The 22,931-nt window shown below is 70.7% G+C and carries 20 protein-coding genes; 8 read left to right on the top strand and 12 right to left on the bottom strand.

All coding sequences use genetic code 11. The annotated features are described in order from the left end of the window. Nucleotides 1-12 precede the first annotated feature (12 nt). Together M1L60_RS42620 and M1L60_RS42615 are read left to right on the top strand one after the other, a co-directional pair. Nucleotides 13-945, top strand: coding sequence for an ATP-binding cassette domain-containing protein (locus tag M1L60_RS42620; protein ID WP_253243310.1), 933 nt, complete (start codon nt 13-15; stop codon nt 943-945). Continuing rightward, entirely contained in the window at nt 942-1,682 is a 741-nt protein-coding gene (locus tag M1L60_RS42615) for an ABC transporter permease (RefSeq protein WP_253243309.1), read from the top strand. Before M1L60_RS42620 ends, M1L60_RS42615 begins: the two co-directional genes overlap by 4 nt. On the opposite strand, the gene M1L60_RS42610 is transcribed toward M1L60_RS42615, so the two are convergent. Next, complete coding sequence (locus M1L60_RS42610; RefSeq protein ID WP_253243308.1) at nt 1,666-4,653, bottom strand: AfsR/SARP family transcriptional regulator; 2,988 nt, start codon at nt 4,651-4,653, stop codon at nt 1,666-1,668. The genes M1L60_RS42615 and M1L60_RS42610 overlap by 17 nt on opposite strands. Before the next feature lie 37 nt (nt 4,654-4,690). Further along, nucleotides 4,691-5,926: an aminotransferase class I/II-fold pyridoxal phosphate-dependent enzyme gene (locus M1L60_RS42605; RefSeq protein WP_253243307.1), complete on the bottom strand. Its 1,236-nt coding sequence runs from the start codon at nt 5,924-5,926 to the stop codon at nt 4,691-4,693. Nucleotides 5,927-6,140: 214 nt separating this feature from the next. Between M1L60_RS42605 and M1L60_RS42600 the strand changes: the two genes are divergently transcribed. Next, nucleotides 6,141-6,638: a nuclear transport factor 2 family protein gene (locus M1L60_RS42600; protein WP_253243306.1), complete on the top strand. Its 498-nt coding sequence runs from the start codon at nt 6,141-6,143 to the stop codon at nt 6,636-6,638. Here the strand turns inward: M1L60_RS42600 and M1L60_RS42595 are convergent. Together M1L60_RS42595 and M1L60_RS42590 are read right to left on the bottom strand one after the other, a co-directional pair. Next, nucleotides 6,629-7,105 carry a macro domain-containing protein gene (locus M1L60_RS42595; RefSeq protein ID WP_253243305.1) on the bottom strand — a complete coding sequence of 159 codons (477 nt, stop codon included), beginning with the start codon at nt 7,103-7,105 and terminating at the stop codon, nt 6,629-6,631. The two genes, M1L60_RS42600 and M1L60_RS42595, sit on opposite strands and share 10 nt — an antisense overlap. Continuing rightward, on the bottom strand, nt 7,077-7,331 hold the full coding sequence (locus M1L60_RS42590; protein WP_253243304.1) for a hypothetical protein: 255 nt from the start codon (nt 7,329-7,331) through the stop codon (nt 7,077-7,079). Before M1L60_RS42590 ends, M1L60_RS42595 begins: the two co-directional genes overlap by 29 nt. Nucleotides 7,332-7,414: 83 nt before the next feature. Here M1L60_RS42590 and M1L60_RS42585 point away from each other — a divergent pair, with 83 nt between their 5' ends. After that, on the top strand, nt 7,415-7,990 hold the full coding sequence (locus M1L60_RS42585) for a hypothetical protein (RefSeq protein ID WP_253243303.1): 576 nt from the start codon (nt 7,415-7,417) through the stop codon (nt 7,988-7,990). A gap of 9 nt (nt 7,991-7,999) precedes the next feature. Here the strand turns inward: M1L60_RS42585 and M1L60_RS42580 are convergent, their stop codons facing one another. Together M1L60_RS42580 and M1L60_RS42575 are read right to left on the bottom strand one after the other, a co-directional pair. Then, a complete protein-coding gene (locus M1L60_RS42580; protein WP_253243302.1) occupies nt 8,000-9,547 on the bottom strand; it encodes a fatty acid desaturase in 1,548 nt (515 codons plus the stop codon). Between the two features lie 15 nt (nt 9,548-9,562). Next, nucleotides 9,563-10,183, bottom strand: a complete 621-nt coding sequence (locus M1L60_RS42575; protein WP_253243301.1) for a 3-oxoacyl-[acyl-carrier-protein] synthase III C-terminal domain-containing protein — start codon at nt 10,181-10,183, stop codon at nt 9,563-9,565. A gap of 42 nt (nt 10,184-10,225) precedes the next feature. Between M1L60_RS42575 and M1L60_RS42570 the strand changes: the two genes are divergently transcribed. After that, nucleotides 10,226-11,143, top strand: coding sequence for a sulfotransferase domain-containing protein (locus M1L60_RS42570; RefSeq protein WP_253243300.1), 918 nt, complete (start codon nt 10,226-10,228; stop codon nt 11,141-11,143). A 40-nt stretch (nt 11,144-11,183) separates the two neighbouring features. Here M1L60_RS42570 and M1L60_RS42565 read toward each other — a convergent pair whose 3' ends face one another. The 6 genes from M1L60_RS42565 to M1L60_RS42540 all read right to left on the bottom strand — a co-directional run bounded on the left by M1L60_RS42565 (nt 11,184) and on the right by M1L60_RS42540 (nt 19,004). After that, entirely contained in the window at nt 11,184-12,206 is a 1,023-nt protein-coding gene (locus M1L60_RS42565) for a glycoside hydrolase family 6 protein (protein ID WP_253243299.1), read from the bottom strand. After that, nucleotides 12,206-14,152, bottom strand: a complete 1,947-nt coding sequence (gene glxA / locus M1L60_RS42560; RefSeq protein ID WP_253243298.1) for a radical copper oxidase GlxA — start codon at nt 14,150-14,152, stop codon at nt 12,206-12,208. Before glxA ends, M1L60_RS42565 begins: the two co-directional genes overlap by 1 nt. Beyond that, nucleotides 14,149-15,864: a glycosyltransferase family 2 protein gene (locus tag M1L60_RS42555; protein WP_253243297.1), complete on the bottom strand. Its 1,716-nt coding sequence runs from the start codon at nt 15,862-15,864 to the stop codon at nt 14,149-14,151. The genes glxA and M1L60_RS42555 overlap by 4 nt, the downstream gene beginning before the upstream one ends. A 215-nt stretch (nt 15,865-16,079) precedes the next feature. Next, complete coding sequence (locus M1L60_RS42550; protein ID WP_253243296.1) at nt 16,080-17,063, bottom strand: glycoside hydrolase family 6 protein; 984 nt, start codon at nt 17,061-17,063, stop codon at nt 16,080-16,082. 85 nt (nt 17,064-17,148) lie between these two features. After that, nucleotides 17,149-18,426, bottom strand: a complete 1,278-nt coding sequence (locus M1L60_RS42545; protein ID WP_253243295.1) for a PQQ-dependent sugar dehydrogenase — start codon at nt 18,424-18,426, stop codon at nt 17,149-17,151. 83 nt (nt 18,427-18,509) lie between these two features. After that, nucleotides 18,510-19,004, bottom strand: a complete 495-nt coding sequence (locus tag M1L60_RS42540) for an Lrp/AsnC family transcriptional regulator (RefSeq protein WP_438862216.1) — start codon at nt 19,002-19,004, stop codon at nt 18,510-18,512. 77 nt (nt 19,005-19,081) lie between these two features. On the opposite strand from M1L60_RS42540, the gene M1L60_RS42535 reads away from it, so the two are divergent. From M1L60_RS42535 to M1L60_RS42525, 3 genes are read left to right on the top strand one after another with little or no spacing between them, the layout of a single operon-like run. Next, nucleotides 19,082-20,155 (top strand): thiamine pyrophosphate-dependent enzyme, encoded by a 1,074-nt coding sequence (locus M1L60_RS42535; protein ID WP_253243293.1) that lies wholly within the window; start codon nt 19,082-19,084, stop codon nt 20,153-20,155. Further along, nucleotides 20,152-21,141 carry an alpha-ketoacid dehydrogenase subunit beta gene (locus M1L60_RS42530; protein WP_253243292.1) on the top strand — a complete coding sequence of 330 codons (990 nt, stop codon included), beginning with the start codon at nt 20,152-20,154 and terminating at the stop codon, nt 21,139-21,141. The genes M1L60_RS42535 and M1L60_RS42530 overlap by 4 nt, the downstream gene beginning before the upstream one ends. Beyond that, on the top strand, nt 21,138-22,781 hold the full coding sequence (locus M1L60_RS42525) for a dihydrolipoamide acetyltransferase family protein (protein ID WP_253243291.1): 1,644 nt from the start codon (nt 21,138-21,140) through the stop codon (nt 22,779-22,781). Before M1L60_RS42530 ends, M1L60_RS42525 begins: the two co-directional genes overlap by 4 nt. The last annotated feature ends 150 nt before the right edge of the window (nt 22,782-22,931 follow it).

The raw sequence follows: 22,931 nt of genomic DNA, 5'->3' as shown, positions 1-22,931 counted from the left end.
ATCGTATGGGGCATGAGTTCAGCGATTGAGGTTTCGGGGCTGCGTAAGGCCTTCGGGGACAAGGTGGTCCTCGACGGCATCGATTTGGTGGTGGCGTCGGGCACGGTCTTCTCGCTGCTGGGGCCGAACGGGGCCGGCAAGACGACGACCGTGAACGTGCTGTCAACCCTGATGAAGGCGGACGGCGGCTCGGCGCGGGTGGCCGGGCACGACGTCGACGCCGAGACCCAGGCGGTGCGCAGCGCGATCGGGGTCACCGGGCAGTTCGCCGCCGTCGACGAGTTGCTCACCGGGCGCGAGAACCTGCAGCTGATGGCCGACCTGCACCGGGTCTCCGACGCCGGACCGGTCATTGACCGGCTGCTGGAGCGGTTCGACCTGGTCGAGGCGGCGCCGAAGATGGTGGCCGGCTACTCGGGGGGCATGCGGCGCAAGCTCGACCTGGCCATGACGCTGGTCGGCGACCCGCGCATCATCTTCCTGGACGAGCCGACGACCGGGCTCGACCCGCGCAGCCGCCGCACGATGTGGGACATCATCCGGGAGCTGCTGGCCGACGGGGTCACCATCTTCCTCACCACGCAGTACCTCGAGGAGGCCGACCAACTGGCCGACCGCATCGCCGTGCTCGACCAGGGGCGCATCGTGGCCCAGGGCACGCCGGACGAGCTGAAGCGGCAAGTTCCCGGTGGCCACGTGCGGCTGCGGTTCGCGGGGCCGGCCGACCTGGACCGGGCGGCCGGGCTGTTCCCGGATTCCACCCGGGACGACGAGACGCTGACCCTGCGGGTGCCCGGCGACGGCGGCACCGAGTCGGTGCGGGTGCTGCTCAACCTGTTGCACGACAACACGATCCACCCCGAGGACTTCTCGGTGCACACACCGGACCTCGACGACGTTTTCCTGGCCCTGACCGGACGTTCCAGCGCGGAGGTAGTGAAATGACCGACTCGGTGATCATGCTGCGACGCAACTTCAAGCACGTCGTGCGCAACCCCACGACCGTCTTCAACGCCGTGCTGTTCCCGGTCGTCATCATGTTGATGTTCGTCTACGTGCTCGGGGACGCGTTCAATGTAGGCGAGAACTATGTGGACTATGCGACGCCAGGGTTGATGCTCCTGGCCATCTGTTACGGGCTGTCCGGCACGTCGACGGCCGTCGCCTCGGACATGACCAAGGGCATCATCAACCGGTTCAAGGCCATGGACGTCGGGCGGGGCGCGGTGCTGGCGGGCCACGTCAGCACCACCATCGCCACCAACCTGGTCGCGGTGGCGGCCATCGTCGGGGTGGCCTTCGCGCTCGGGTTCCGGTCGTCGGGCGGCTTCCTGGACTGGCTGGGCGTGCTCGGTCTGGTGCTGCTGACCAGCTTCGCCACGGCCTGGATCACGGTTGCCCTGGGGCTGGCGGCCAAGACCGTGGAGGGGGCGGGCATGGCCACCGTGCCGCTGATCATGCTGCCGTTCTTCAGCAGCGCGATCGTGCCGGCCGACAAGATGGGGCCGGGCATCAAGCAGTTCGCGGAGTACCAGCCCTTCACGCCGATCATCGAGACGATGCGCGGGCTGCTGGCCGGCACGCCGTCGGCGGGAAGCGCGATCGCCGCCGTCGCCTGGTGCGTGGGCATCGCCCTGGTCGGCTACCTGTGGTCGACCTCGACGTTCAAGAAGCGAGCGTGACCTCGGCCAGCCGGCGCCAGTCGGCCGGCTGACCTTCCGCGGCAGCCTCGGAGAACCCGAGGCTGCCGCGCACTGCGTGTTCGATGCGGGCCACGTCCGGGTGGGAGCTGTCGGCCAGGCCGCGGACAGCGGTGGCCGCCGCGAGCAGGCGCGCGGCCTGCGCGGGGTCGCCCTGGCGCAGGGCCAGGTCGGCCACTCCGACCAGCGCCTGCGCGAGCAGAGGACCGTACGGCGCCGCGGTCATCGCGCGGAAGGCCGCCGTCCGCCGGGTGCGGGCCTCGTCCAGGTCGTCGGCCAGGTAGGCCAGCTGGTCGTCGGCCAGGCCCTGCGCGTTCTCGCCCAGCAGGGTCATCGCGACGGCCAGATGCTGCCGGGCCGCGGTGGCGTCGCCCCGCCAGCGCGCGAGCTCGGCTTTCGAGAAGGCCAGTTCGCCCAGCGCGTCCTGCCAGGTGACCCGTTCCGCCTGCCGTTCGGCGTCGGCCAGGGCGGCCGCGCACGCCTGTTCGTCGCCGAGCAGCCACCACAATTGGGCCTGCCGGCCCCGCATGCGGATGACATCCTCGACCGAGCCGAGTTCGGTGACGGCGCCGATGGCTTCCTCCAGCATGCGGGCGGCCAGGGCCACGTTCCCGCGTACGGTCATCCGCTCCGACAATTCGGTCAGGGCGAACCAGATGCCGAAGCGTTCCCCCAGCGCTTGGTACTCGGCCAGCGCGGCCTGGAGGTACTCGTCGGCGACCCGGCCCGCGTGACCGAGCACGATGCGCGACTTGCCGAGGTGCAACCGGGCCAGCGCCCGCACCCACGGATCGGCGTTGTCGAGCAGCGGTTCCCACGCCGCGAGCAAATCGTGCGGCATGCGTTCCATTCGCTCCAGCGCGGCCACGATGGCCTGCCAGGGCCCGCCCATGCGGCTGCGCACCCCGATCTCGTACGCCCGGTGAACCCACTCCGACAGCCGGTTGTCCACGCTGCGGCCCGAGCTGACGAAGTGCACGACCAGGGCGTACACGAGGGCCCGGACCTCGTCGGTGACCTCGCCCGGGGTCTCGGTGGCCGCGATGAGCAGCTCGAGACCCTCGGCCTTGTGCCCGGCCAGCCACCAGTACCAGCCGGCCCCGGCCACGAGCCGCATCGCCGCCTGGGCCTCGCCGGCCGCGATGGCGCCGCGCACGGCCGCGCCGAGGTTGTCGTGCTCGACGGCCAGGACGGCCAGCCACTCGATCTGCTCGGAGCGGCGCAGGTGCGGGTCGGCGGTCTCGGCCAGTTCCGTGCACCAGTCGAGGTGGGCCCGGCGGGTGGACCCGGTCTCGCCGGCCTCGGCCAGGCGCTGCACGGCGTACTCGTAAATGGTGCCCAGCATGCGGTAGCGCGGGGTGGCGTCGTCGGTGACGACCAGCAGCGACTTCTCGGTCAGCGAGGTGAGCAGGTCGAACACGTCCGGGTCGGCGCAGACGCGTTCGGCCGCGTCGAGGGTGGCGCCGCCGGCGAACACCGACAGCCGCCGCAGCACGGTCCGTTCGGCCTCGGTGAGCAGTTCCCAGCTCCAGTCGACCACCGCGCGCAGCGTCCGGTGGTGCGGCAGCGCGGTGCGGCTGCCCCCGGTGAGCAGGCGGAACCGGTCGTCGAGCCGGCGGGCCAGCTGGTCCAGCGTCATGGTTCGCAGCCGGGCCGCGGCCAGCTCGATGGCCAGCGGCATGCCGTCGAGGGCCGAGCAGACGCGGGCCATGGTGGCCTCGTCGTCCACGAAGTCCGGGCGCACGGCCCGGGCCCGGTCGCGCAGCAGCGCGATCGCCGAGGCCGAGGCCAGCGGCTCCACCGGCCACAACGCCTCGCCGGTGATGCCGAGCGGCTCCCGGCTCGTGGCCAGGATCCGCAGCCCGCGGCACTCGCCGAGCACCCGGTGGGCGAACGTCGCGGCCGCTTCGATCAGGTGCTCGCAGTTGTCCAGGATCAGCAGCGCCTGCCGGTCGCGGACCGCGGAGATGAGCCGGTCGGTCAGGTCGGCCGAGGTCGTGCCGCCGAGCAGGGCGTCGCGCAGCCCGAGGGCCACGATGGTCGCCTGGGCCACATCGCCGTCGGGGCCGATCGGGGCCAGCTCGACCAGCCACACGCCGTCCGGCTGGTCGTCGACCAGGGTGCGGGCGGTCTCGCCGGCCAGCCGGGTCTTGCCCGTGCCGCCCGGCCCGATCAGCGTGGTGAGGCGGTTTCCGGCCACCAGCGCGCGCACGGCGGCGACGTCGTCGCTCTTGCCGACGTAGCTGGTCAGCTCGGCCCGCAGGTTGGTCCGGCGCTCGGGTTTGCGTGGTTCGCCCTCGCCCCGCAGCAGGGCGACATGCAGGCTCGACAGCTCGGCCGAGGGGTCGGCGCCCAGTTCGTCGGCCAGAGCTTCCCGCGTACGTTGATAGACCAGCAGCGCCTCGCTGCCGCGTCCCGCCGCCGCGAGCGCCCGCATCAGCGTCCCGGCCAGCCGCTCGCGCAACGGATGGGCGGCCACCAGGTCGGTCAGCTCCGGGATCAGCTCGACGCCGCCGGCCTCGAGCGCGGTCAGCCGCAGTTCCTCGAGCCGGCCGACCGCCGCGTCGAAGGCCGCGCTGCCCTCGAGCCCCACGTCCTGCAGTGCGGCGCCGCGCCACAGGGCCAGGGCCTCGCGCGGCCGGCCCTCGGCGACGAGCCGTTCGAAGTGCACGGCGTCGACGGCGTCGGGCGCCACGGCCAGCCGGTAGCCCGTCGGGTGGCCCTCGACCGGCAGTGCCTTGCGCAGCCGTGAGACCAGCCGTTGCAGCGAGTTCGTGGCGTCGGCGGGCGGCTGCTCGCCCCAGATCCAGTCGACCAGCGTCGCCTTCGGCACCACCCGCCCGGGATGAAGCGCGAGCACTACGAGCAGGGCCCGCAGCCGCGCGCCCGGCACGTCGGCGACGCCGCCGTCCTCCGTACGAACCTCGAACGGCCCGAGCACCCCGATCTGCACGCGCAGATTTTGCCACGATGCCCGGGCGCGCCGGGGGTCAGGCGATGGGACGGCGTTGCTGGGGGAGGGCGGGACGTAGCGCGCCGTCGCGGGCGAGGTCGGTGAGTACGGCGTTCAAGGTGTCGACGTGAGCTTCGGTATGGGCGGCGGTGAGCTGGATGCGGAAGCCGATCTCGTCGCGCGGGACACCCGGGTAGGGGGCGAGCGTGACGTACTGGCCGGCCGCCCACAGGCGCTCGGACACCGCGATCAGGTCGTGCTCGGGCGAGATCGGGATCTCGACGACCGGGGTGTCATGCACGTTCAAAGTGTGGACGTTCATTCCCCGTACGTGGGAAAGCAGTTTCTCGGTCAGGCGGTAGAGATGCCCCCGCAGTTCGTCGCCGCGCTTCTCGTTCACGTCGAGGCCGGCCATGACGGTGGCGAGCGAGGCCACCGGCGATGGCCCCGAGTAGAGATAGGTCGGCGCGGCCACCTTGAGCTGGTTCTTGACGGCGGTCGGCAGGGCCAGGAAGGCCAGCAGCGACGAGTACGCCTTGCTGAAGCCCCCGACCAGGATGATGTTGTCGTAGGTCTCGCCCGCGTGCTTGACGATCGCGTTGCCCCGCATGCCGTAGGGCGAGGTCTCGTCCGCGGTGCGCTCGCCGATGACCCCCATGCCGTGCGCGTCGTCGACGTAGAGCAGAGCGTCGTGCTCGCGGCACAGCTTGGCGTATCGGGCCAGGTCGGGGATGTCGCCGGTCATGCTGTTGACGCCGTCCATGCAGACCATGATCGGCCGTTCCGTGGCCTCGCCGAGCAGGCGTTCCAGTTCGTCGAGGTCGCCGCTGCGGAAACGTTTCATCGTCGCGCCCTGGCCGCGGGCGAACACGCAGCCGTCGTAGATGGTGCGGTGGGCGCGGCTCTCCATGATGAGCGTGCCCTTCCCGATCAGGGCCGGGATCACGCCGAGGTGGATCTGCGAGATGGTCGGCAGCAGCAGCACGTCCTCGGCGCCGAGCAGCTCGCTCAGCCGCTCCTCGAGCTGCGGATACAGCTTGGGGCTGCCGAGCATGCGCGACCAGCTGGGATGGGTGCCCCAGCGGCGCAGTTGCGGCTCGACCGCCTGGATGACCTCTTCGTCGAGGTCGAAGCCCAGATAGTTGCAGGACGCCCAGTCCACCAGCCAGTCCTGGCCGATCCGGATCCGGCGCCCGTCGATCTCCTCGATGACGGCGTCGTACATCCGGCTGTTGACCCGAAGGTCCTCGATGTCGTGAGTTTGGGCCGGCACGTCGTACCCCTCTTTCGCGTTACAGGATCATCAGGCCCCTACCCCAGCAGATCAACGATCAACCGAAAACGTCTGACTGATCGGCCACTCTCGGGAAACCCGTCGCCGGGCGGTCCTCGACCTGCGGACCTGCGAATTTCCTGTCTTCCCGGTGGGCGGGATGTGACGAGGCTCCCTACAGTGGAGCCCGCCCGCCTGTCGACGAGGAGTAGTCATGCCGGAGCCGTACGAAGCCATTGCCGCCTGGCGGGCCGCCGGTGAGACGGGTGACGCGGCCGCCGCGGTCGCCGCCCTGAGCCCCGGCATCGAGTTGATCTCGCCGATCACCGACCAGTTCACCTTCCGCGGGCGCGACCAGGTACGGGAGCTGCTCGAGGTCGCTCTGGCCGAGATCGACGGCATCGTCTACACCGACCAGATCGCTGAGGGGCGCACGGTGGCGCTCTTCTACGAGGCGACTGTCGGCGGGACCCGCCTGCACGAGGCCCAGCGGCTGCGCCTGGGCGAGGACGGGCTGATCACCGAGATCACGCTGTTCATCCGGCCGCTGCCCGCGCTGACCCGGTTGATGAACCGGCTCGGCCCCGAACTGGCCCGGCGCAACGGGAAACCGGGCCTGGCCCGCCTGATCCCGCTGGCCGGCGGCATACTGCACGCGATGGCCGAGACCGGCGAACGGCGGATCATGCCCAAGGCGGCGCCTCAGTCGTAGTCGTAGACCGTGGTGTCGATGTCGCGGGCGCAGAGGGCGGCGACGACCAGCGGCTCGATGCGCTCCCAGCGGCCGCCGGCCAGACCGCAGCCGATGCGCGGCAGGTGGACCGAGGCGTTGAGGTCGCCGGCGTGCCGGGCCAGCGTGGCCAGGCAGCGCTCGACCGCGTCGTACCGGATGGGTGGGCCGTTGCTGCCGGTGCGGGTGCCGCGCTGAGCCACCATGTTGGCGACCCAGACATCCGGACGCACCTGGACCAGTTGGGTGGCGCCGAGCCCGAAGTCGTTGCCGGCCCGGGCGCGGTGCCACTGGCGGTAGGCCCGCTCGGGTTCCGGCCAGCGGCGCGACACGGCCAGGACGAAACCCTTGCCCCAGCCGCCGATGTCGTTGCCGACGTGTGCGATCAGCTTCGGGCCCTTGGCCTGGGGGCTGGTCGCGTCACCCTTGATGATCCGCAGCGGTCGCACCAGGGGATGCTGCCACCTCGGCCGAGGCCTCGTCGACCCGAATCCACGCCTTCTCGATCAAGGTCCAGGCCAGGAACCCGGCTGCGGCCAGCGGGAGCATCACGTACCACTCGCCGAGGATCCCGAAGTCGTCGGTGCGGCCCATCGTGTGCAGGACGCTGATGGTGGCGAGCGGCAGGCAGGCCAGGCCGAGGACGATGCGGCGGAGCCAGAGGCTGTTCTTCATGCCGCAAATCCTGTCAGCGGCCGGCGCCCCCCGGATCCGGCGCGAGCCGGAGATCGGCCTATGCCCTGGGGTATAGAGATGGCATGAAATTCTTCGAGCAGTTCCCGCCGCCGGAGCGCGACGAACCGGAGCCGGAGGAGCAGCCGCCGCCGTCGTGGGCCAAGCCCGAGACGGTGCTGGGGGCCGCCGTGCCGGTCGAAGTTGTGCTGGCCCGGGGCGGTGAGGCGGCCGTCGGGTTGAGCCGGGTCACCGCGTACCCGAACGGATTCACCTTCTCGATCACGGCTGTGCTGCGCCAGGAGGACCGGCGGGGGCGGGTCTTCCGGCTGGGGTTCCACCGCGAGCTCTTCGAGGAGCCGGTGTCCGACGAGTTCTTCCGGGTGGGCGTGCAGTTCGCGGACGGCGGGGTGGCCACGAACCTCGGATTCCCGGCGCTGCCCCCGGATGCCGAACCAGCAGCGCCGCTGCTGCTGCAGAACGGCGGCGGCGGGGGTGGACGGCGGTACGACATGGGCTTCTGGGTGTGGCCGCTACCGCCGCCGGGCCCGGTGACGTTCGTCTGCGAGTGGCCGGCGTACGGCATCGCCGAGACCCGGATCGACATGGACGCCGGGCCGATCCTGGACGCGGCCGAGCGGGCCGTGCCGCTCTGGCCTTGAGGGCCCGTTTCAGACTCCGACTCCGCGCCAGCCGTCGGCGGCGTAACGGACCAGGGTGCCGACCTGGTGCCGGGCCTTCGAGCCGGACGGCGGTGGCGGTGGGGCCGGCGGCGGAGCGGGCGCGCCCGGGGGTGGCAGGGGCGGGGGAGCGGCCTGCGCGGGGCACAGCAGGTAGTGCTTCATCACGGCCGGGAAGCGGTCGAGCAGCAGGTTGCGCGGGCGTTCCCAGGCGATGCCGGCCTGGGTGCAGACATGGCGGACGGTCCGTTCGCTGGCGAGGTTGGCGAATCCGGAGCCCTGCCACGGCAGGACGTGGTGGACGCGGTGGGGGCTGAGGCCGGCGCTGAGAAACAGGTCGATCCAGCGGTTGCCGACGACGGTGAGGTCGTAGCTGAGGACGATCTGCTGCGCCGCCCAGTCCTGACGGAGCGGCTCGGGGATCGCCGCGAGTTCGTCCTCCTCCGATTCCTCGAAGTCGTGGCTCGCGACCACCAGGAACGTGTTGAACCAGAGCGTGATGACGAACTGCACCAGCCAGGCCACGATGTGGCCGGTCACCAGGCAGGCGATGAATTCGACCAGGATCCAGGCGCGGATGAACCAGAAGTCGGTGCGGATGGCGTCGGCCACGCCGGACTCGGCGCGCCGGGGGCGCTCGAACTTGGCGATCTCGCGGGCGCGGAACGGCAGACCGGTCAGGGCGATGCCCAGTTTGTGCAGCGTGTATCCCGGAACGCGCAGCGCCGGGTGCAGACGCAGCATGCTGTCGAAGAAGGTCTTCTTGACGTCGGCCCCGGAACCCAGATAGGGATGGTGCAGCAGTACGTGCCCGTCGGATCCGATGAGGCTCGTGCCGACGTAGTTGATGTCGAACAGCGCCTTGCCGATCGGCATGGTCCAGCGGCGCTGGTCCTTCCATTTCCGGTGCAGGTGATAGTGACCGGAACCGGCCAGCGAGGTCCGGGTCACGACCATGACGGCGACGAAGGCCCAGGCGGGCAGCGGGCCGGCGATCAGGAGCACCAGCGCGGCCACGTGCACGGCACCGATGATCAGAGTCACGATGTCGAAAGCGCGGTCGTACCGTTTCAGATCCTTCGTCGAAAATGTGGTGTGCAGCCGGGTGCGGATGTCGGCGAGCAGACTTTCCTGGTCGCGGTGGTCGAGCTTCGGCAGATCGGTGCGCGCGTCGAAATCCGGCGCGAGCAGGAAAGGGGGAATGCCCAGCTTCGGGAGCAGATCGCCCTCGGTGACCGGCGGCGGATCGGCCGGCGTCTCACTGGCCCGCGGGGGAACAATCACCTTGGGGAGCACGGTCTTTCCGATGAGCTCCTCGATTTCGTATCTCGCCAGGAACTTCTGTAGGCGGGCCGGTTCCCGGTGGTATGTGTGCAGCAGCGCGCTGATGTCCCGGCCTTCGGTCTGGCGGAACCACATCGCGCCACCGGGGTGCAGCTTCATCCATTCGGTGAAGTCGTAGGCGCGGCCGTCGACGATCCAGAACGGACGGCCCCGGGGCAGAACGGTGCCTGTGAAGGGTGAACTCCGATCCGACATGTCCGCTCCTTGTCCTCAGGATTTGCCCGGCTTTCCGAACTCGAGCAGCGCGGTCTCTATCTGGGCGCCCGGGCCCATGGTCACCATCACGCCCCGGTCGCCCTCGGCGACGCTGCCCTCGGCCAGCAGGCGCTGCAGGCTGACCAGGAAGCTGCCGCTCGAGATGTTTCCGTGGTCGCGCAGAACGGAGCGCGTGTGCCGGAGGTCGTGGTCGGACAGATCGAGTCCGCGCCGGACGGCGTCGATGACCAGACCGCCGCCGGTGTGCACGATCCAGTGCCGGACCTCCGGGAGGTCGAGCCCGTTCCGCTTGAGCAGCGTCTCGACCGGCTCGCGGATGTTGCCGCCGATCACGTACGGGATGTCGCGGTCGACGTAGAAGCTCCACTTCCCGGCGTCGGCGTTCCAGTCGAAACGCATGGCCGCCCAGTGCTCGGGCAGGCAGAAACTCTCGAAGTCGACCACGCTTGGCGTACGGGCCGTGGGCCTCGCCCGGCCGGTCAGCACGACCGCGGCCGCGCCGTCGCCGAACAGACTGTTGACGATGCCGGTGCGCGGTGTCTGGTCCACTACGTACATCGCGGAATTGATCTCACAACAGACCAGTAGCGCCACTCCGTCCGGATGCGTCCGCACCCATTGGACGAGCGGATTCAGCCCGTTGATCCCGGCGTTGCAATGATCTGCGCATTACTGATCTTCCAAACACCTGATCTTCCGGCCCCGTTGTGGCACCTGTCGCCGTGGCTGGACACCCCGGACGTGCCGCCGTCGCATGTCGACACCCAGTTGGCCCGGCAGCAGCATCGGCGCTTCATCAAGACGCATGCGCCGCTGGCCGCCATCCCGTTCGACGCCCGGGTCACGTACGTCGTGACGGCCCGGCACCCGGTCGACGCGTTCATCTCGATGTACCACCAGGACCGGATGATCGGGCCTCCGCCGCCCGGGCCGCCCCTGGTGGGTGGGTCTCCGCCGCCCGGGCCGCCCCTGGTGGGCGGGCCTCTGCCGCTCGGGCCGCCGCTGGTGGGCGGGCCTCCGCCGTTCGGACCGCCATCGCTCGTCGAACCCTCACCGTCTGGTTCGCCGTTGCTCCAGCAGCACACGGGGCCGCCACCGCGTCGGGGGCCCCGGCCGCCGGCCGTGTCGCGTCACGAGGTGCACCGGGCCGTCCTCGACTGGATCGGGGCCGGCCGCAGCTCAGCTCGGTCCCCGAACTCGCTCCCGGCCACCATGGAGCACCTGGCCGAAGCCTGGTCCCGGCGGGCCGAGCCGAACGTGGTGCTGGTCCACTACGACGACCTGCGGGCCGACCTGGAGGGGCAGATGCGCCGGCTCGCGGACGAGCTCGGGATCGCCGTCGCCGAGCCGTCCTGGCCCACCCTGGCCGCGGCGGCGACGTTCGAGAGCATGCGGGCCCGCGACGACGTGCTGGTTCCGCCCCCACCCGGGATCAGGGCCGACACCGGCCTGTTCTTCCGCCGGGGAACCTCGGGCGCCGCTCGCGAGGTTCTCGCCGACGACGAGTTGGCCTGGTACCACTCCGAGATCGCCCGGCTCGCTCCACCCGACCTGGTCGAGTGGCTGCATCGGTGAGGCCGCCCTCAGTGGGTGTGCCCGCGCCGATCAGCTGGACTCAGTTGGCCGCCAGTTGGAGGGCGTAGTCGGGCCACCACTGGCCGGCTTCGGGGGCGTCGTTGCCGCAGGCGCCGTCGGACTCGCCGGGGCGCTTGATCCAGAGGAAGGCGTCTACGAGGGAGTGGCCGGTGGTCAGGGTGGGCGGGTCGCCCAGGGCGCGCCCGGCCGGGTTGCACCAGTGGGTGTGGCCGGCTGACTTGACGGCCGGGCCGTTGCCGTTGCGGCTGGTGTCGATCACGAAGCGCGCGTCCTCCAGGTGGCCGGAGACCGCGGTGCCGTAGGTGATGTTCGCGTCCGTCGTCTCGAAGTTGGCCACGTTGAGGGCGAAGCCGGCGGCCTTCTCCACGCCGGCCTGGCGCAGGCCGGCGGCCATCCGTTCCGGGTCGGTGATCCAGGTCGGGTTGCCGCCGTCCAGATACACGCTGAGCTGCGGGTTCGCGGTCAGAGTGGTGATCGCTTCGGTCAGCAGCCGGTAACGCTCGGCCCGCTGTGTGTTCGTCAGACAATCCTCGACGGCCTGGGCCACCGCGTCGGGTTCGAGGATCACGATGGCCCGCCGGTCGGTCAGGGCCGAGGCGACCGCGGCCACCCACGCCGTGTACTCGGCCGCCGAGCCGGCGCCACCGGCCGAGTGGCCGCCCGAGCAGTCGCGGTGCGGGATGTAGTAGAGGACCAGCACCGGGATCTGGACGGCGGCCGCGGCAGCCGCAGCTACCTCGCCGGCCCGGGCGGTGTTGGGGTCGGCGATCCAGGCCGCCACCGGGCGGTCGGCGATCTCGCGGATGAGCGCCGCGTCGGCCGTCCGGCCCGCGGCCTCGAACGCGGTGACCTGGTCGACCGCCGGGCCTGTCGGTTCGACGTACAAAGCGGCCGGCGGGGCCGACGACGGCGGGGGCGCGGGGGTGGCCACCGGGGCCGAGTTCTCGGGGCGGGCCAGCCAGACCACAGCGGTGACCGCGACAACCACGGTCACCGCGAGGGCCAGCAGCTTCCCGCGGCGGGAGGCTCGATGCCGGGCCACTAGGCGACCTGCACCCAGCGGCCCATCGACGGCACGCCGGAGTCGTTGATCAGGAAGAGCATGTACCAGCCGGACGGCAGCAGGCCTTTCTCGCCGGGAATAGTGATGGTCAGGCCGCCTTCCGCGCGTTCGACGCCGACGGCGACCGAGCGCTGGTCGACGTCGACGACGTGGGTCACCGCGCTGGGCCGCATCAGGCGGGCGCGCTTCACGTCGGCGCTGCCGGTCGTGAAAGTTACCGTCGACCCGCGCTCGACCCGGGTCGGCCCGCCGGTGATTACCGGTCGTGTCCCCTGAAAGAGGTACGGCGGGCTGTAGACCTCGATCCGCTTCTCGAAGCTGCCGGGGTTCTTGCCGGTCTCGTCGTACAGCGGGTCGCTGCCCAGGGTGATCACCCGGCCGTCGGGCAGCAGGATGGCCTCGGAGTGGTAGTTGCGCCCGACCGTCGACTCGGCCGCCGTGGCGAACTTGTTGGCGTCGGGCCGGTAGATCTGCGAGTTGAACAGGTCGCTGCGGGGGCGGCCCTGGTACGGGCCACCGCGGTAGCCGGAGCTGCCACCGGTGGTGAAGACGGTGTCGTCCGGCAGCAGCACCGTGCTCAGGTAGCGGGCGGGCTCGGGCAGGTCGGGTCCGGGCAGGTAGACCGGGTTGTTGGTGTCCAGGTCGGCGATGGCCGTGCGCGTGGTCGAGACCGGGGACTCGCCCACCTCGCCCCCGCCGAACAGCATCACCTTTTGCTCCTGGGCCGGCGCCAGCAGCACCGACGAACTGGTCTCGGTCAGGCGCGGCTGCTCCAGGCCGGGCACGATCTCGAAGCTGTTGTCGGTCAAGTTCCAGAGCCCGGGCGTACGGCCTTCGGTGTCGGAGCCGTAGCCCGAGTTCGACCCCGAGTAGAAGAGCCGGTCGTCGGCCATCAGGTGCAGCGCCGGATAGGTCGGGAAGTAGCGCTTCAGCTCGGGCGCGTCGACCCAGCGCCGGGCCGAGCGGTCGTAGCGCTCGTTGTCGCCGGGCAGGATGCGGCCGAACTCGTCGAGGCCGGAGACGGCCAGCACGTCGCCGTCGGGCAGCTCGGCCAGGGTCGGGTACCAGCGGCTCTTCACCATGTCGCCGGTGCGGACGTAGCGCTCGGCCACCGGGTCGAACTCGTACGAGGTCTTGTCCCCGCCGTACTCCTGCTTCTCCCGCGTGATCTTGTCGGACACGCCGTACAGGTTGTTCGCGTCGACGCCCTTCAGGCCGGTGATCGCGTACTGGCTGGGCTGCTCGACGACGGGGGAGTTGCCGGGCAGCACGGCGTCGACCCACACCTCGGCCTCGCCGGCGTGCTGCATCGGGAGGCCGCCGTGCATCATCTGGTGAGCGGCCGGCACGGTCACGTCGTCCCGGGTCTCGTACTCGAAACCGGTCTTCGAGGTCAGCTTGGTGCCCTTGGCGAAGAAGCGGGGGCCGGCCGTGGCCGACTCGTTCTTGAGCTTCATGACGCCGGCCGCGTTGGTGATGTCGCCCTCAAGCACCTCGTAGCTCTTGGTGCCGCCGGCGATCAGCAGGTTGCCGTTGGGCAGGAACGTGTGCCCGGCGCAGAAGACGTCGGTCGGCGTCGGCACCTCGGAGAACGCATCGGCCGCGGGGTCGTAGAGCACCGTGCGGAACGTGCCCGCCTCGAAGTTCTCGCGGTTGTTGCCGCTGCCCGCGATGATCAGCACCTTGCCCGTGCTGAGCAGCGCGGCATGGATCGCGTTGACCTGGAAACCGGCCGGGACGGGCAGCCGCGACCAGTGGCCGAACTGCTCTTTGTACGACTGTCGGTTGATGTTATAGGTGTGCAATGCGTCGGCCCCGAAGGCGACGACCGGGCGGTTGACCACCGCGACCACGGTCAGCACCAGCAGGGCGACCAGGCCGGTGCCCAGTCGCCGGGCGAGACTCGGACGAGGACGAGGGGTCATGCGTACGTCTCCACGGGCTCTTCGATCGACAGGGCGGGCTCACTCGGCTCGGCCTTCGGTTTGGGCTTCGCTCTGGCTTTCGCGCCGAGCAGGCCGATGGCGGGCGGCGTCAGGCAGATGACGAGGTTGAGGGCGGGCCACAGCCACATCCAGCCGTCCACGTGCCCGATCCCGGGCGCGACGACCAGCAGGACGGCGTAGAAGGCGGCCCACCGCAGGCCGTGCTTGAAGGTCGCGGGCCGGTCGGCCGTGGCCGCCTCGCCCTTGGGCGTGACCACGAAACGGGCCGGGCGCCGCAGCACCGCCGACACGAACGCGGACACGTAGACCGGCGTCGACAGGGTGGACACGAGCATGCCGGCCAGCCCCGAGGACCCAGCCACCTCGTGCGGGCTGACGTTGTGCCGCCGGTTCCACATGTAGAGCAGGAACTGGAACAGCGCCGCGTCCACATAGAGCATCAGCCACACCTGCTGCGGCACCTGCACGCCCTTGGCCCCGAGCACGAGATAGCCGACCGCGTTGACCGCGCCGAGCAGCCAGGCCAGGGCGGTCAGCGGGTAGTACGACATGAGCAGGCCGTAGAACAGCGACCGGCGGGGGCCGAGCCGGCGGGCGGTGCGCACGAACGAGGTCACGGCGACCTCGTCGGTGCCACGCGACCAGCGGTACTGCTGGCTGAAGTAGTCGGTCCAGGTCGACGGGCCCTCGCCGACCGCGAGCACGTCAGGGGTGTAGACCGAACGCCAACCGGCCGCGTGCAGGGTGAGGCTGGTCGCCATGTCCTCGGTGATCGAGTCCTGGATGCCGCCGATCTCGCGCAGGGCCGAGATGCGTACGGCGTTGTTGGTGCCCACGAGCATGGCCGCGCCGAACCGGTTGCCGGCCCGCTGCAGCAAAGAGTGGAACAGGTATTGCTGCGACTCGGCCCAGCGGGTGATCAAGTTGTCGTAGTTGCCGTAGATCTGGGGGCCGACGACGAAGGCGACCTTCGGGTCGTGGAAGTAGCCCAGCAGCCGCTCGCAGAAGTTGGGCAGCGGCACGTGGTCGGGGTCGACCGAGACGAACACGTCGTAGTCGTCGCCGTGGACGTCGACCCACGAGTTGTAGTTGCCGTGCTTGGTCTTCGTCTTGAACTGGCCGGTGCGCGTGTTGAACTTCTCGATGCCGTGGCGGCTGAAGTGATGGACGCCGATCCGCTCGCACATGGCCCGGACCTCGGGGTCGTCGCCCTCGTCGAGGAGCCAGACTGCGTACGGGCCCTCGTGGCGCACCTCGAGGGCGGCCCGCAGGGTGCGCTCGACCATGGCCACCGGCTCCTTGCCGGGCACGATCGTGGTCAGGAAGGCCACCCGCAGGCCGGGGTCGGGGGTCAGCGGCTCGGGATCGCGGGCCCAGATGGTGGCGAGGCAGAGCGTCACCACGTTGACCAGGCGGAACACCTCGATCAGGAGGGTCGCGCCGATCATGAACCAGGTGGCGAGGTGCAGCACCGGGTGCAGGGCGCGGTCCGGCACCTCGACCGAAGACAACAGCCACGCGACGAACGTGGCCTCGAAGACGAACGCGAAGAGCGTGATGGCCACGTTGCCGATCGGGCGACGGCCGGCCAGGCGGCGCAGGGCGATCGGTCCCGGGGTGGGTGGCGGGGGCCCGGCCGGACCGGCCAGCCCGCTGTAGGCGTCGTAGTCGTAGCGGGGCGGGGGGATCACAGCTTCCTCGTCCTCTCACCACCGTGACCCTGAGTAGTGACCAACCAAATCGGGCAAAGTCACTGAGGGTCATGGCGGTCACGTGCGGCTACACGTTTGACCTGCATATTGCTCAGCAGCTAGTAACTGAACGTGCAGGCTATGCGTCGCCTGTGTGGAGTCTGAGTACTTGTGATCAACTTCACGAACACATAAAGTAATGACGGGCATTTTCGTCAGTTTTCGGACGCCAAGCCCAAGGCGTAGGCGGGCCACCAGTGGCCGGCCGGTGGGGCGCCGCGGCCGCAGGCGCCGTCGGACTCGCCGGGACGCTTGACCCAGAGATAGGCGTCGACCAGCGGGCGGCCCGTCTTCAGAGTGGGCGGCTGGCCCAGCGCGCGGCCGGGCGGATTGCACCAGTTGCGGTGCCCGGAAGATTGGCGAGCCGGGCCGTTGCCGTTGCGGCTGGTGTCGATGACGAAGGGCGCCCCGCCGAGCCGCTTCGAGAGCTCTGTCCCGTACCGGATGTTGGAACTGGTGGTCTCGAAGTTGGCCACGTTGAGGGCGAAGCCGCGGGCCCGCGCGATCCCGGCCTTCTTCAGGGCCGCAGCCATCGTGGCGGTGTCGGTGATCCAGGCCGGGTTGCCGCCGTCGAGATAGACGGTCAGGCCGGGGTTCGCGGTCAGCTTGGTGATGGCCCGGCTCAGCAGGCGGTAGCGCTCGGCCCGTTGACCGACGGTCAGACAATCCTGCAGGGACTGGGCCACCGCGTCCGGTTCGAGGATCACGATGGCGCGGCGGCCGGTCAGCGCGGCGGTGACGGCGTCGATCCAGGCCGCGTAAGCCGGGCCGGTCGCCGCCCCGCCGGCCGAGTGGCTCGCGCAGTCGCGGTGCGGGATGAAGTACAGCGTGAGCACCGGGATGAAGCCCCGGGCGGCCACCAGCACGCGGCCGACCCGGGCGGTGTCGCCGTCGGCGAACCAGGTCGCCACCGGCCGGGTCGCGATCTTGCGGATGAGCGCGGCCTGGGCGGTGCGGCCTTCCTTCTCGTACGCCATGAGTTGCTCGACGGCCGCGCCGGTGCGCTCGACATAGAGCTCGGTCGGTGGTGGCGGCGGCCCGTACGTCTCGTGCCCCACCCGCGACGGCCAGCCGGCCGCCAGCGCCGCGGTCAGTCCGGCGGCCATGACCCGGTGGCCCGGGCTGATCAGAAAGGCCACATACCGGACGGTACCGCCTCAGGAATCGCTCCGGCGGACGATCACGTCCGGCTCGAAGCGGTCCTCGGCTCGGTCTGCGCCCTGCTCAGGGGGCGGTCACCTGATAGATCGCCCCGGCGTAGTCGTCGCTGACGTAGATCGCGCGGTCCGGGCCTTGGACGGCCATGACCGGGCGGCCCCAGCGGGAGCCGTCCTCGCGCTGGAAGCCGGAGAGCAGCGTCTGCTGCGGCCCGAGCTTGTTGTCGCGCCAGGCGAAGAAAGACACCTCCGGCGGCCGCGGGGGCTTGCGGTTCCACGAGCCGTGGATGCCGACCAGCGCGCCCGCCCCGTACGCCCCGGGCACTTCGGTCGCGAAGCTGAGCCCCAGCGGCGCCGAGTGCGCGCCCATGCCCTGCTCGACCGGGCGCAGGGTCGCGCAGTCCAGCTTCGAGCCGTCGCGGTTCGTGTCGAAGTCGCGGACGAAGGGCCGGTCGGTGTAGCTGAGCGGCGAGTCCTGTTCCCCGGGCTGCAGGTCGGGGTCGGGGTTGCAGTAGGGCCAGCCCAGGTCGCGGCCCTGTTCGAGCTTGGCCAGCGGCTCGAGCGGGTGGTCGTTGACGTACGTGGTGTCGACCTTGCCGTAGTCCTTGCTGTCGTACGGGAAGGGGATGTTGTCGCGGTTGTTGACGGCCGTCCACACGCCGCCGTCGGGCGCCACCGCCAGCCCGGTGCCGTTGCGGACGCCGCGGGCGAAGGTCTCGAGCTTGCCGTCCTCAAAGCGCAGGATCGACGCGCGTTCGGGGTCGGTGTCGCGGTCCTCGGCCGAGATGTTGCCGGTCGATCCGATCGAGACGTACAGCTCGCCGTCGCGGCCGACGGCGACGCTCTTGAGGGCGTGCGCGTACTTGCCGCCCAGCTCGGGGCTCTTCTTGTCGGGCAGGCCGCCGACCACGACGCGCCGGCCGGAGACCTTGCCGGCGGCGTACGCGAAGGCGTTGATCTGGTTGCTCTCGGCCACGTAGAGGGTGTCGCCGTCGAGGGCCAAGCCGTGCGGCTGGTTGAGGCCCTCGACGAGGGTCTGCTGCTCGCCGTCGGTGAGGACCAGGACGTCACCGGACTCGGGCCGCGAGACCAGCAGCTTGTCGTCGGGCGTCCAGGCCAGCAGGCGCGCGCCGGGCACCTTGGCCCAGCGGCTCACCGTCCAGCCGGGCGGGGCCTCGACGGTTTGGCCGTCGCCGTTGCGCACCTCGGTCGCGACCAGCGTGGCCGTGTCGACCGCGGCCGAAGGGTGCACGGTCTTTCTCGGTTCGGCCGGGGCGTCGGTGGAACACGCCGCCGCGCCGAGCAGAAGTCCGCCGGCCATCACCACGCGCACGATCGATCTCATCGAACCATTGTTCCCGGCTCTGTGTCGTTCATCCTCCTCGCCCCGGCCCGGCAGACTCTTTCTCACCCCGGCGTGGCTGTGTCTCATCCGGGCTCGGCTTCCTCGAATACGAGCAGGGTGCGCGTGTTGACCACGCCCGGCATGCCCTGGATGGCGTCGAGCACCAGGCGTCCCAGGGCGGCGTTGTCCTCGGCCCGCACCAGCATGATGACGTCGAACTCGCCGCCGACCAGCGCGATGTGCACGACGCCGGGCAGCGCGCGCAGCCGGTCGGCCACGTCCCGCCACTCGGCCTGATTGAGATTCACCGTCACGTACGCCGTGGTGCCCAGACCCGCCGCGACCGGGTCCACGTCGGCCTTGAAGCCCCTGATCACCCCGGTCGTGCGCAGGCGCTCGACCCGGGCGTAGGCGTTGGCCCGCGAGATGTGCAGACGCTCGGCCAGCGTGCGCATCGACAGCCGGCCGTCGCGGGTCAGCTCGGCCAGGATCAGGCGGTCGACGTCGTCGAGCGGGCCTGCCATCTGTCTCACCCTCCCGGCTCCGGCGTCGCGCGGCCTGGACGTTTGGTCGTTGATCGGCCAGTACGAACGTACATCTTCTCGGTTCCGGGCCAGTAGTGGAATCCAGATGGCAACGCGAGAAGCATGGGCCCATGACAGGTGACGCAGACCACCTTCTGCCCTCCGACACCCCGGTGACCCTCATCGACGCGCACGGCCACCCCGTCGCCGATGCCGGTCGCGCCCTCCCCGACGATGCCGCGCTGCGCCGCGCCCTGGCCTCGCTGATCACTGCCCGCCGGCTCAACGATCAGGCGTACGCCCTGGTCCGCCAGGGCCGGCTGGCCGTCTACCCGTCGTCGCACGGGCAGGAGGCGTGCCAGATCGCCGCGGCCCAGGTGCTCGACGAGGGCGACTGGCTGTTCCCGACCTATCGCGACACGGCGGCCGTGGTCGAGCGCGGGGTCGACCCGGTCGAGGCGCTGACCCTGCTCAAGGGCGACTGGCACTGCGGCTGGGACCCGTACGAGCACCGGGTCGCCCCGCATGCCACGCCGCTGGCGACCCAGTTGCCGCACGCGGTCGGGGTGGCCCACGCGGCCCGGCTGCGGGGCGAACCGACCGTGGTGATGGCGCTCTGCGGCGACGGCGGCACCAGCGAGGGCGACTTCCACGAGGCGCTCAACTTCGCCGCCGTGCTCAAGGCCCCGGTCGTCTTCCTGATCCAGAACAACGAGTACGCGATCAGTGTGCCCCTGGCCCGGCAGACCGCAGCGCCGTCGCTGGCCCACAAGGGTGTCGGCTACGGCCTGCCGGGCGAGCGCGTCGACGGCAACGACGTGGCCGCGCTGCTGTCGGTGCTGGGCAACGCGGTGATCCGTGCCCGCGCCGGCGAGGGACCGCAGTTGATAGAGGCGCACACCTACCGCATGCAGGCGCACACGAACGCCGACGACGCGACCCGCTACCGCGCCGCCGCTGACGTCGAGGCGTGGACCGGGCGCGATCCGATTGTCCGGCTGTCGGCCTATCTGTCGATCGACGAGACCGCCTTCCGCGCCGAGGCGGAGCGCGTGGCCGAGCATGTGCGCGACGGGCTGAACCGGGACATCGAACCCGATCCGGCCCAGCTGTTCGCTTCCGTCTACTCCTCGCCGACTCCGCAGTTGCGGGAGCAGGCGGCTCAGCTGGCCGACGAACTGGACCGGGAGGTGGCGGCGCGATGACCCGGCACGAGAAGTTGTCGATGGCCCAGGCGCTGAACCGGGCCCTGCGCGACGCATTGTCCGACGATCCGACGGTCGTAGTATTCGGCGAGGATGTCGGGCCGCTGGGTGGCGTCTTCCGCGTCACCGACGGGCTGACCGCCGAGTTCGGCGAAGACCGCTGCTTCGACACGCCCCTGGCCGAGTCCGGGATCGTCGGCGTGGCGGTCGGCATGGCCATGAACGGCATGCGGCCGGTGGTCGAGATGCAGTTCGACGCGTTCGCCTACCCGGCCTTCGAGCAGATCGTCAGCCACGTGGCCAAGATGCGGAACCGCACGCGCGGCCGGGTGGCGCTGCCGATGGTCATCCGGATCCCGTACGCCGGGGGGATCGGTGGCGTCGAGCACCACTGCGACTCGTCCGAGGCGTACTACGCGCACACGCCCGGGTTGCACGTGGTGGCGCCGTCGACGCCGGCCGACGCGTACGCCATGTTGCGGGAGGCCATCGCCTCGCCCGACCCGGTCGTGTTCCTCGAACCGAAGAAGCTGTACTGGAGCAAGGAAGAGGTCGAACTCGGCCCACGCCCGCCGGCCATCGGGCGGGCCGTGGTGCGGCGCGAGGGCACGGACGCCACGCTGATCGCGTACGGGCCGAGCGTGCCCGTCGCCCTGGAGGCGGCCGAGGTGGCCGACCGCGAGGGGCGCAGCCTGCAGGTGGTGGATCTGCGCTCGATCGTGCCGTTCGACGACGAGACGGTGTGCGCGGCGGTCCGCTCCACCGGCCGCGCGGTGGTGGTCGCCGAGGCGTCGGGCTTCGCCAGCGTCTCGTCCGAGATCGTGGCCCGGGTGACCGAGCGGTGCTTCCACTCGCTGGCCGCGCCGATCCGCCGGGTTACCGGTTTCGACATCCCGTACCCGCCGCCGAAATACGAGCACCTGCACCTGCCCGGCGTCGACCGGGTCCTCGACGCGGTCGACGACCTGCAGTGGGAGGACTCGTGACCGACCAGGTGTCCGAGCGCGCTGACCAGGGGTCCGAGTCGCTTGACCAGGTGTTTCGGCTGCCGGATCTCGGCGAGGGGCTGACCGAGGCCGAGGTGGTGCGGTGGCTCGTGGCCGAGGGCGACGTGGTCGAAGTCGATCAGCCGGTGGTCGAGGTGGAGACGGCCAAGTCGCTGGTCGAGGTCCCGTCACCGTTCGCAGGTCAGGTCGCCATCCGGCACGCGCCGGAAGGGGGCGTGCTGGAGGTGGGCAAGCCGCTGCTGACGGTCGCTGCAGCCGGCTCGACTCCTCCGCCGCTTTCGGCTGGTGCGTCGGCTCCGCTTTCTGCGCCGGCACCGCTCCTCGTGTCGACTTCAGATGGTGCGTCCGCTTCGGTTCTTGCGCCGGCTTCGGATGGTGCGTCTGCCACGGTTGCTGCGTCGGCGTCGGATGCTGCGGCGGCTTCGTCCCCTGTGCCGGAGGGCGCTTCCGCTTCGTCTGCCTCGGGCGAGACTTATCGCGAAGAGGAACGGGCGGGCTCGGGGAATGTCCTCATCGGGTACGGCACCTCGGGCGGCGCTGCCGCGTCGGGGCGTCGCCGTCGGCCGCGAGCGGCGGTGGCGCATGCGGTGCCGGCGCCGGTCTCGCGCGTGCCGCTCGTCGTCTCGCCGCTGGTGCGGAAGCTGGCCCGCGAGGGCGGTGTCGACCTCCGCACACTCGACGGCACGGGGCCGGGCGGGCTGATCGTCCGCTCCGACGTGACCCGGGCGCTGGCCGTGCCGTCCGCACCGCTGCCGTCTGCGCCATCGTCGGCGGGCCCCCTTGCGCCGCCGAACTCGTCCGCGTCGCCGGGATCGATCGCAGCCTCGGGGCCACTTGCAGCGCCCGGTTCGCTTGCGGCGCCCGGTTCGCTTGCGGCGCCCGGTTCGCTTGCGGCGTCGGGGTCGGCCGTGGCTTCGGGGTCGTTCGCGGCGGCGAGTTCATTTGCGGCGCCGGGGGAGCGGCGCACTCCGATGAGTGCCTTCCGCCGGGCGACATCGGCCGCGCTCACGCGCAGCCGGGCCGAGATCCCGGAAGCCACGGTGTGGGTCGACCTCGACGCCACCCGGCTGTGGGAGCTGCGCGAGGCCACCCGCCCCGGACCCGGGCTGATGGCCTACATCGCCCGCTTCACGGTGGCCGCGCTGCGCGAGTACCCCGTCTTCAACTCCCGCGTGGACACCGAGCGCCAGGAGATAGTCGAGCTCGATCGTATTGACCTGGGCGTAGCAGTCCAGGGCTCGCGCGGTCTTGTGGTCCCGGCCGTCACCGATGCCGGTTCGCTCACCACGACCCGCCTGGACGAGGAGATCCGCCGTATCACCGAGGCCGCCCGAGCCGGCACGTTGACCGGCAACGGCACTTTCACCCTCAACAACTACGGCAGCTTCAACGTCGACGGCAGCGCCGCCATCATCAACCACCCCCAGGTGGCCATCCTGGGTTTCGGACGCATCATCGACCGCCCCTGGGTCATCGGCGGCCAGCTCTGCGTTCGCAAGATCTGCCAGATGAGCTTCGTCTTCGACCACCGCGTGGCCGACGGCGCCACCGCCGCCGCCTTCATGCGCAGTGTCGCCGACGCCATCGAGAACCCGGCCTCGGCGATCGCCAAGCTCTGAACGGTTCGGCGGCCGCTGACGAACCTGAGTCGGGCGGCTGCGGAGTTCCGCGTGCCCGGCGGTTACGGCGGTGAGGGAGTTCCGCGCGCCGATTGTGTGGCGATCAGGCAATCGTCGGACCCGACGGCTGATCGCCACGCTGTGAACGTG

It is taken from the genome of Paractinoplanes aksuensis, from assembly GCF_024137025.1.
Lineage (GTDB): Bacteria > Actinomycetota > Actinomycetes > Mycobacteriales > Micromonosporaceae > Actinoplanes > Actinoplanes aksuensis.
This window is presented reverse-complemented; position numbering and strand designations above follow the sequence as displayed.

Excerpts from the sequence above, each read along its gene's own strand:
- M1L60_RS42620 (WP_253243310.1), top strand. The coding sequence starts at position 13 with ATGAGTTCAGCGATTGAGGTTTCGGGGCTGCGTAAGGCCTTCGGGGAC.
- M1L60_RS42615 (WP_253243309.1), top strand. The coding sequence starts at position 942 with ATGACCGACTCGGTGATCATGCTGCGACGCAACTTCAAGCACGTCGTG.
- M1L60_RS42600 (WP_253243306.1), top strand. The coding sequence starts at position 6,141 with ATGCCGGAGCCGTACGAAGCCATTGCCGCCTGGCGGGCCGCCGGTGAG.
- M1L60_RS42590 (WP_253243304.1), bottom strand. The coding sequence starts at position 7,331 with ATGAAGAACAGCCTCTGGCTCCGCCGCATCGTCCTCGGCCTGGCCTGC.
- M1L60_RS42585 (WP_253243303.1), top strand. The coding sequence starts at position 7,415 with ATGAAATTCTTCGAGCAGTTCCCGCCGCCGGAGCGCGACGAACCGGAG.
- M1L60_RS42580 (WP_253243302.1), bottom strand. The coding sequence starts at position 9,547 with ATGTCGGATCGGAGTTCACCCTTCACAGGCACCGTTCTGCCCCGGGGC.
- M1L60_RS42570 (WP_253243300.1), top strand. The coding sequence starts at position 10,226 with ATGATCTGCGCATTACTGATCTTCCAAACACCTGATCTTCCGGCCCCG.
- glxA (WP_253243298.1), bottom strand. The coding sequence starts at position 14,152 with ATGACCCCTCGTCCTCGTCCGAGTCTCGCCCGGCGACTGGGCACCGGC.
- M1L60_RS42545 (WP_253243295.1), bottom strand. The coding sequence starts at position 18,426 with ATGAGATCGATCGTGCGCGTGGTGATGGCCGGCGGACTTCTGCTCGGC.
- M1L60_RS42535 (WP_253243293.1), top strand. The coding sequence starts at position 19,082 with ATGACAGGTGACGCAGACCACCTTCTGCCCTCCGACACCCCGGTGACC.
- M1L60_RS42530 (WP_253243292.1), top strand. The coding sequence starts at position 20,152 with ATGACCCGGCACGAGAAGTTGTCGATGGCCCAGGCGCTGAACCGGGCC.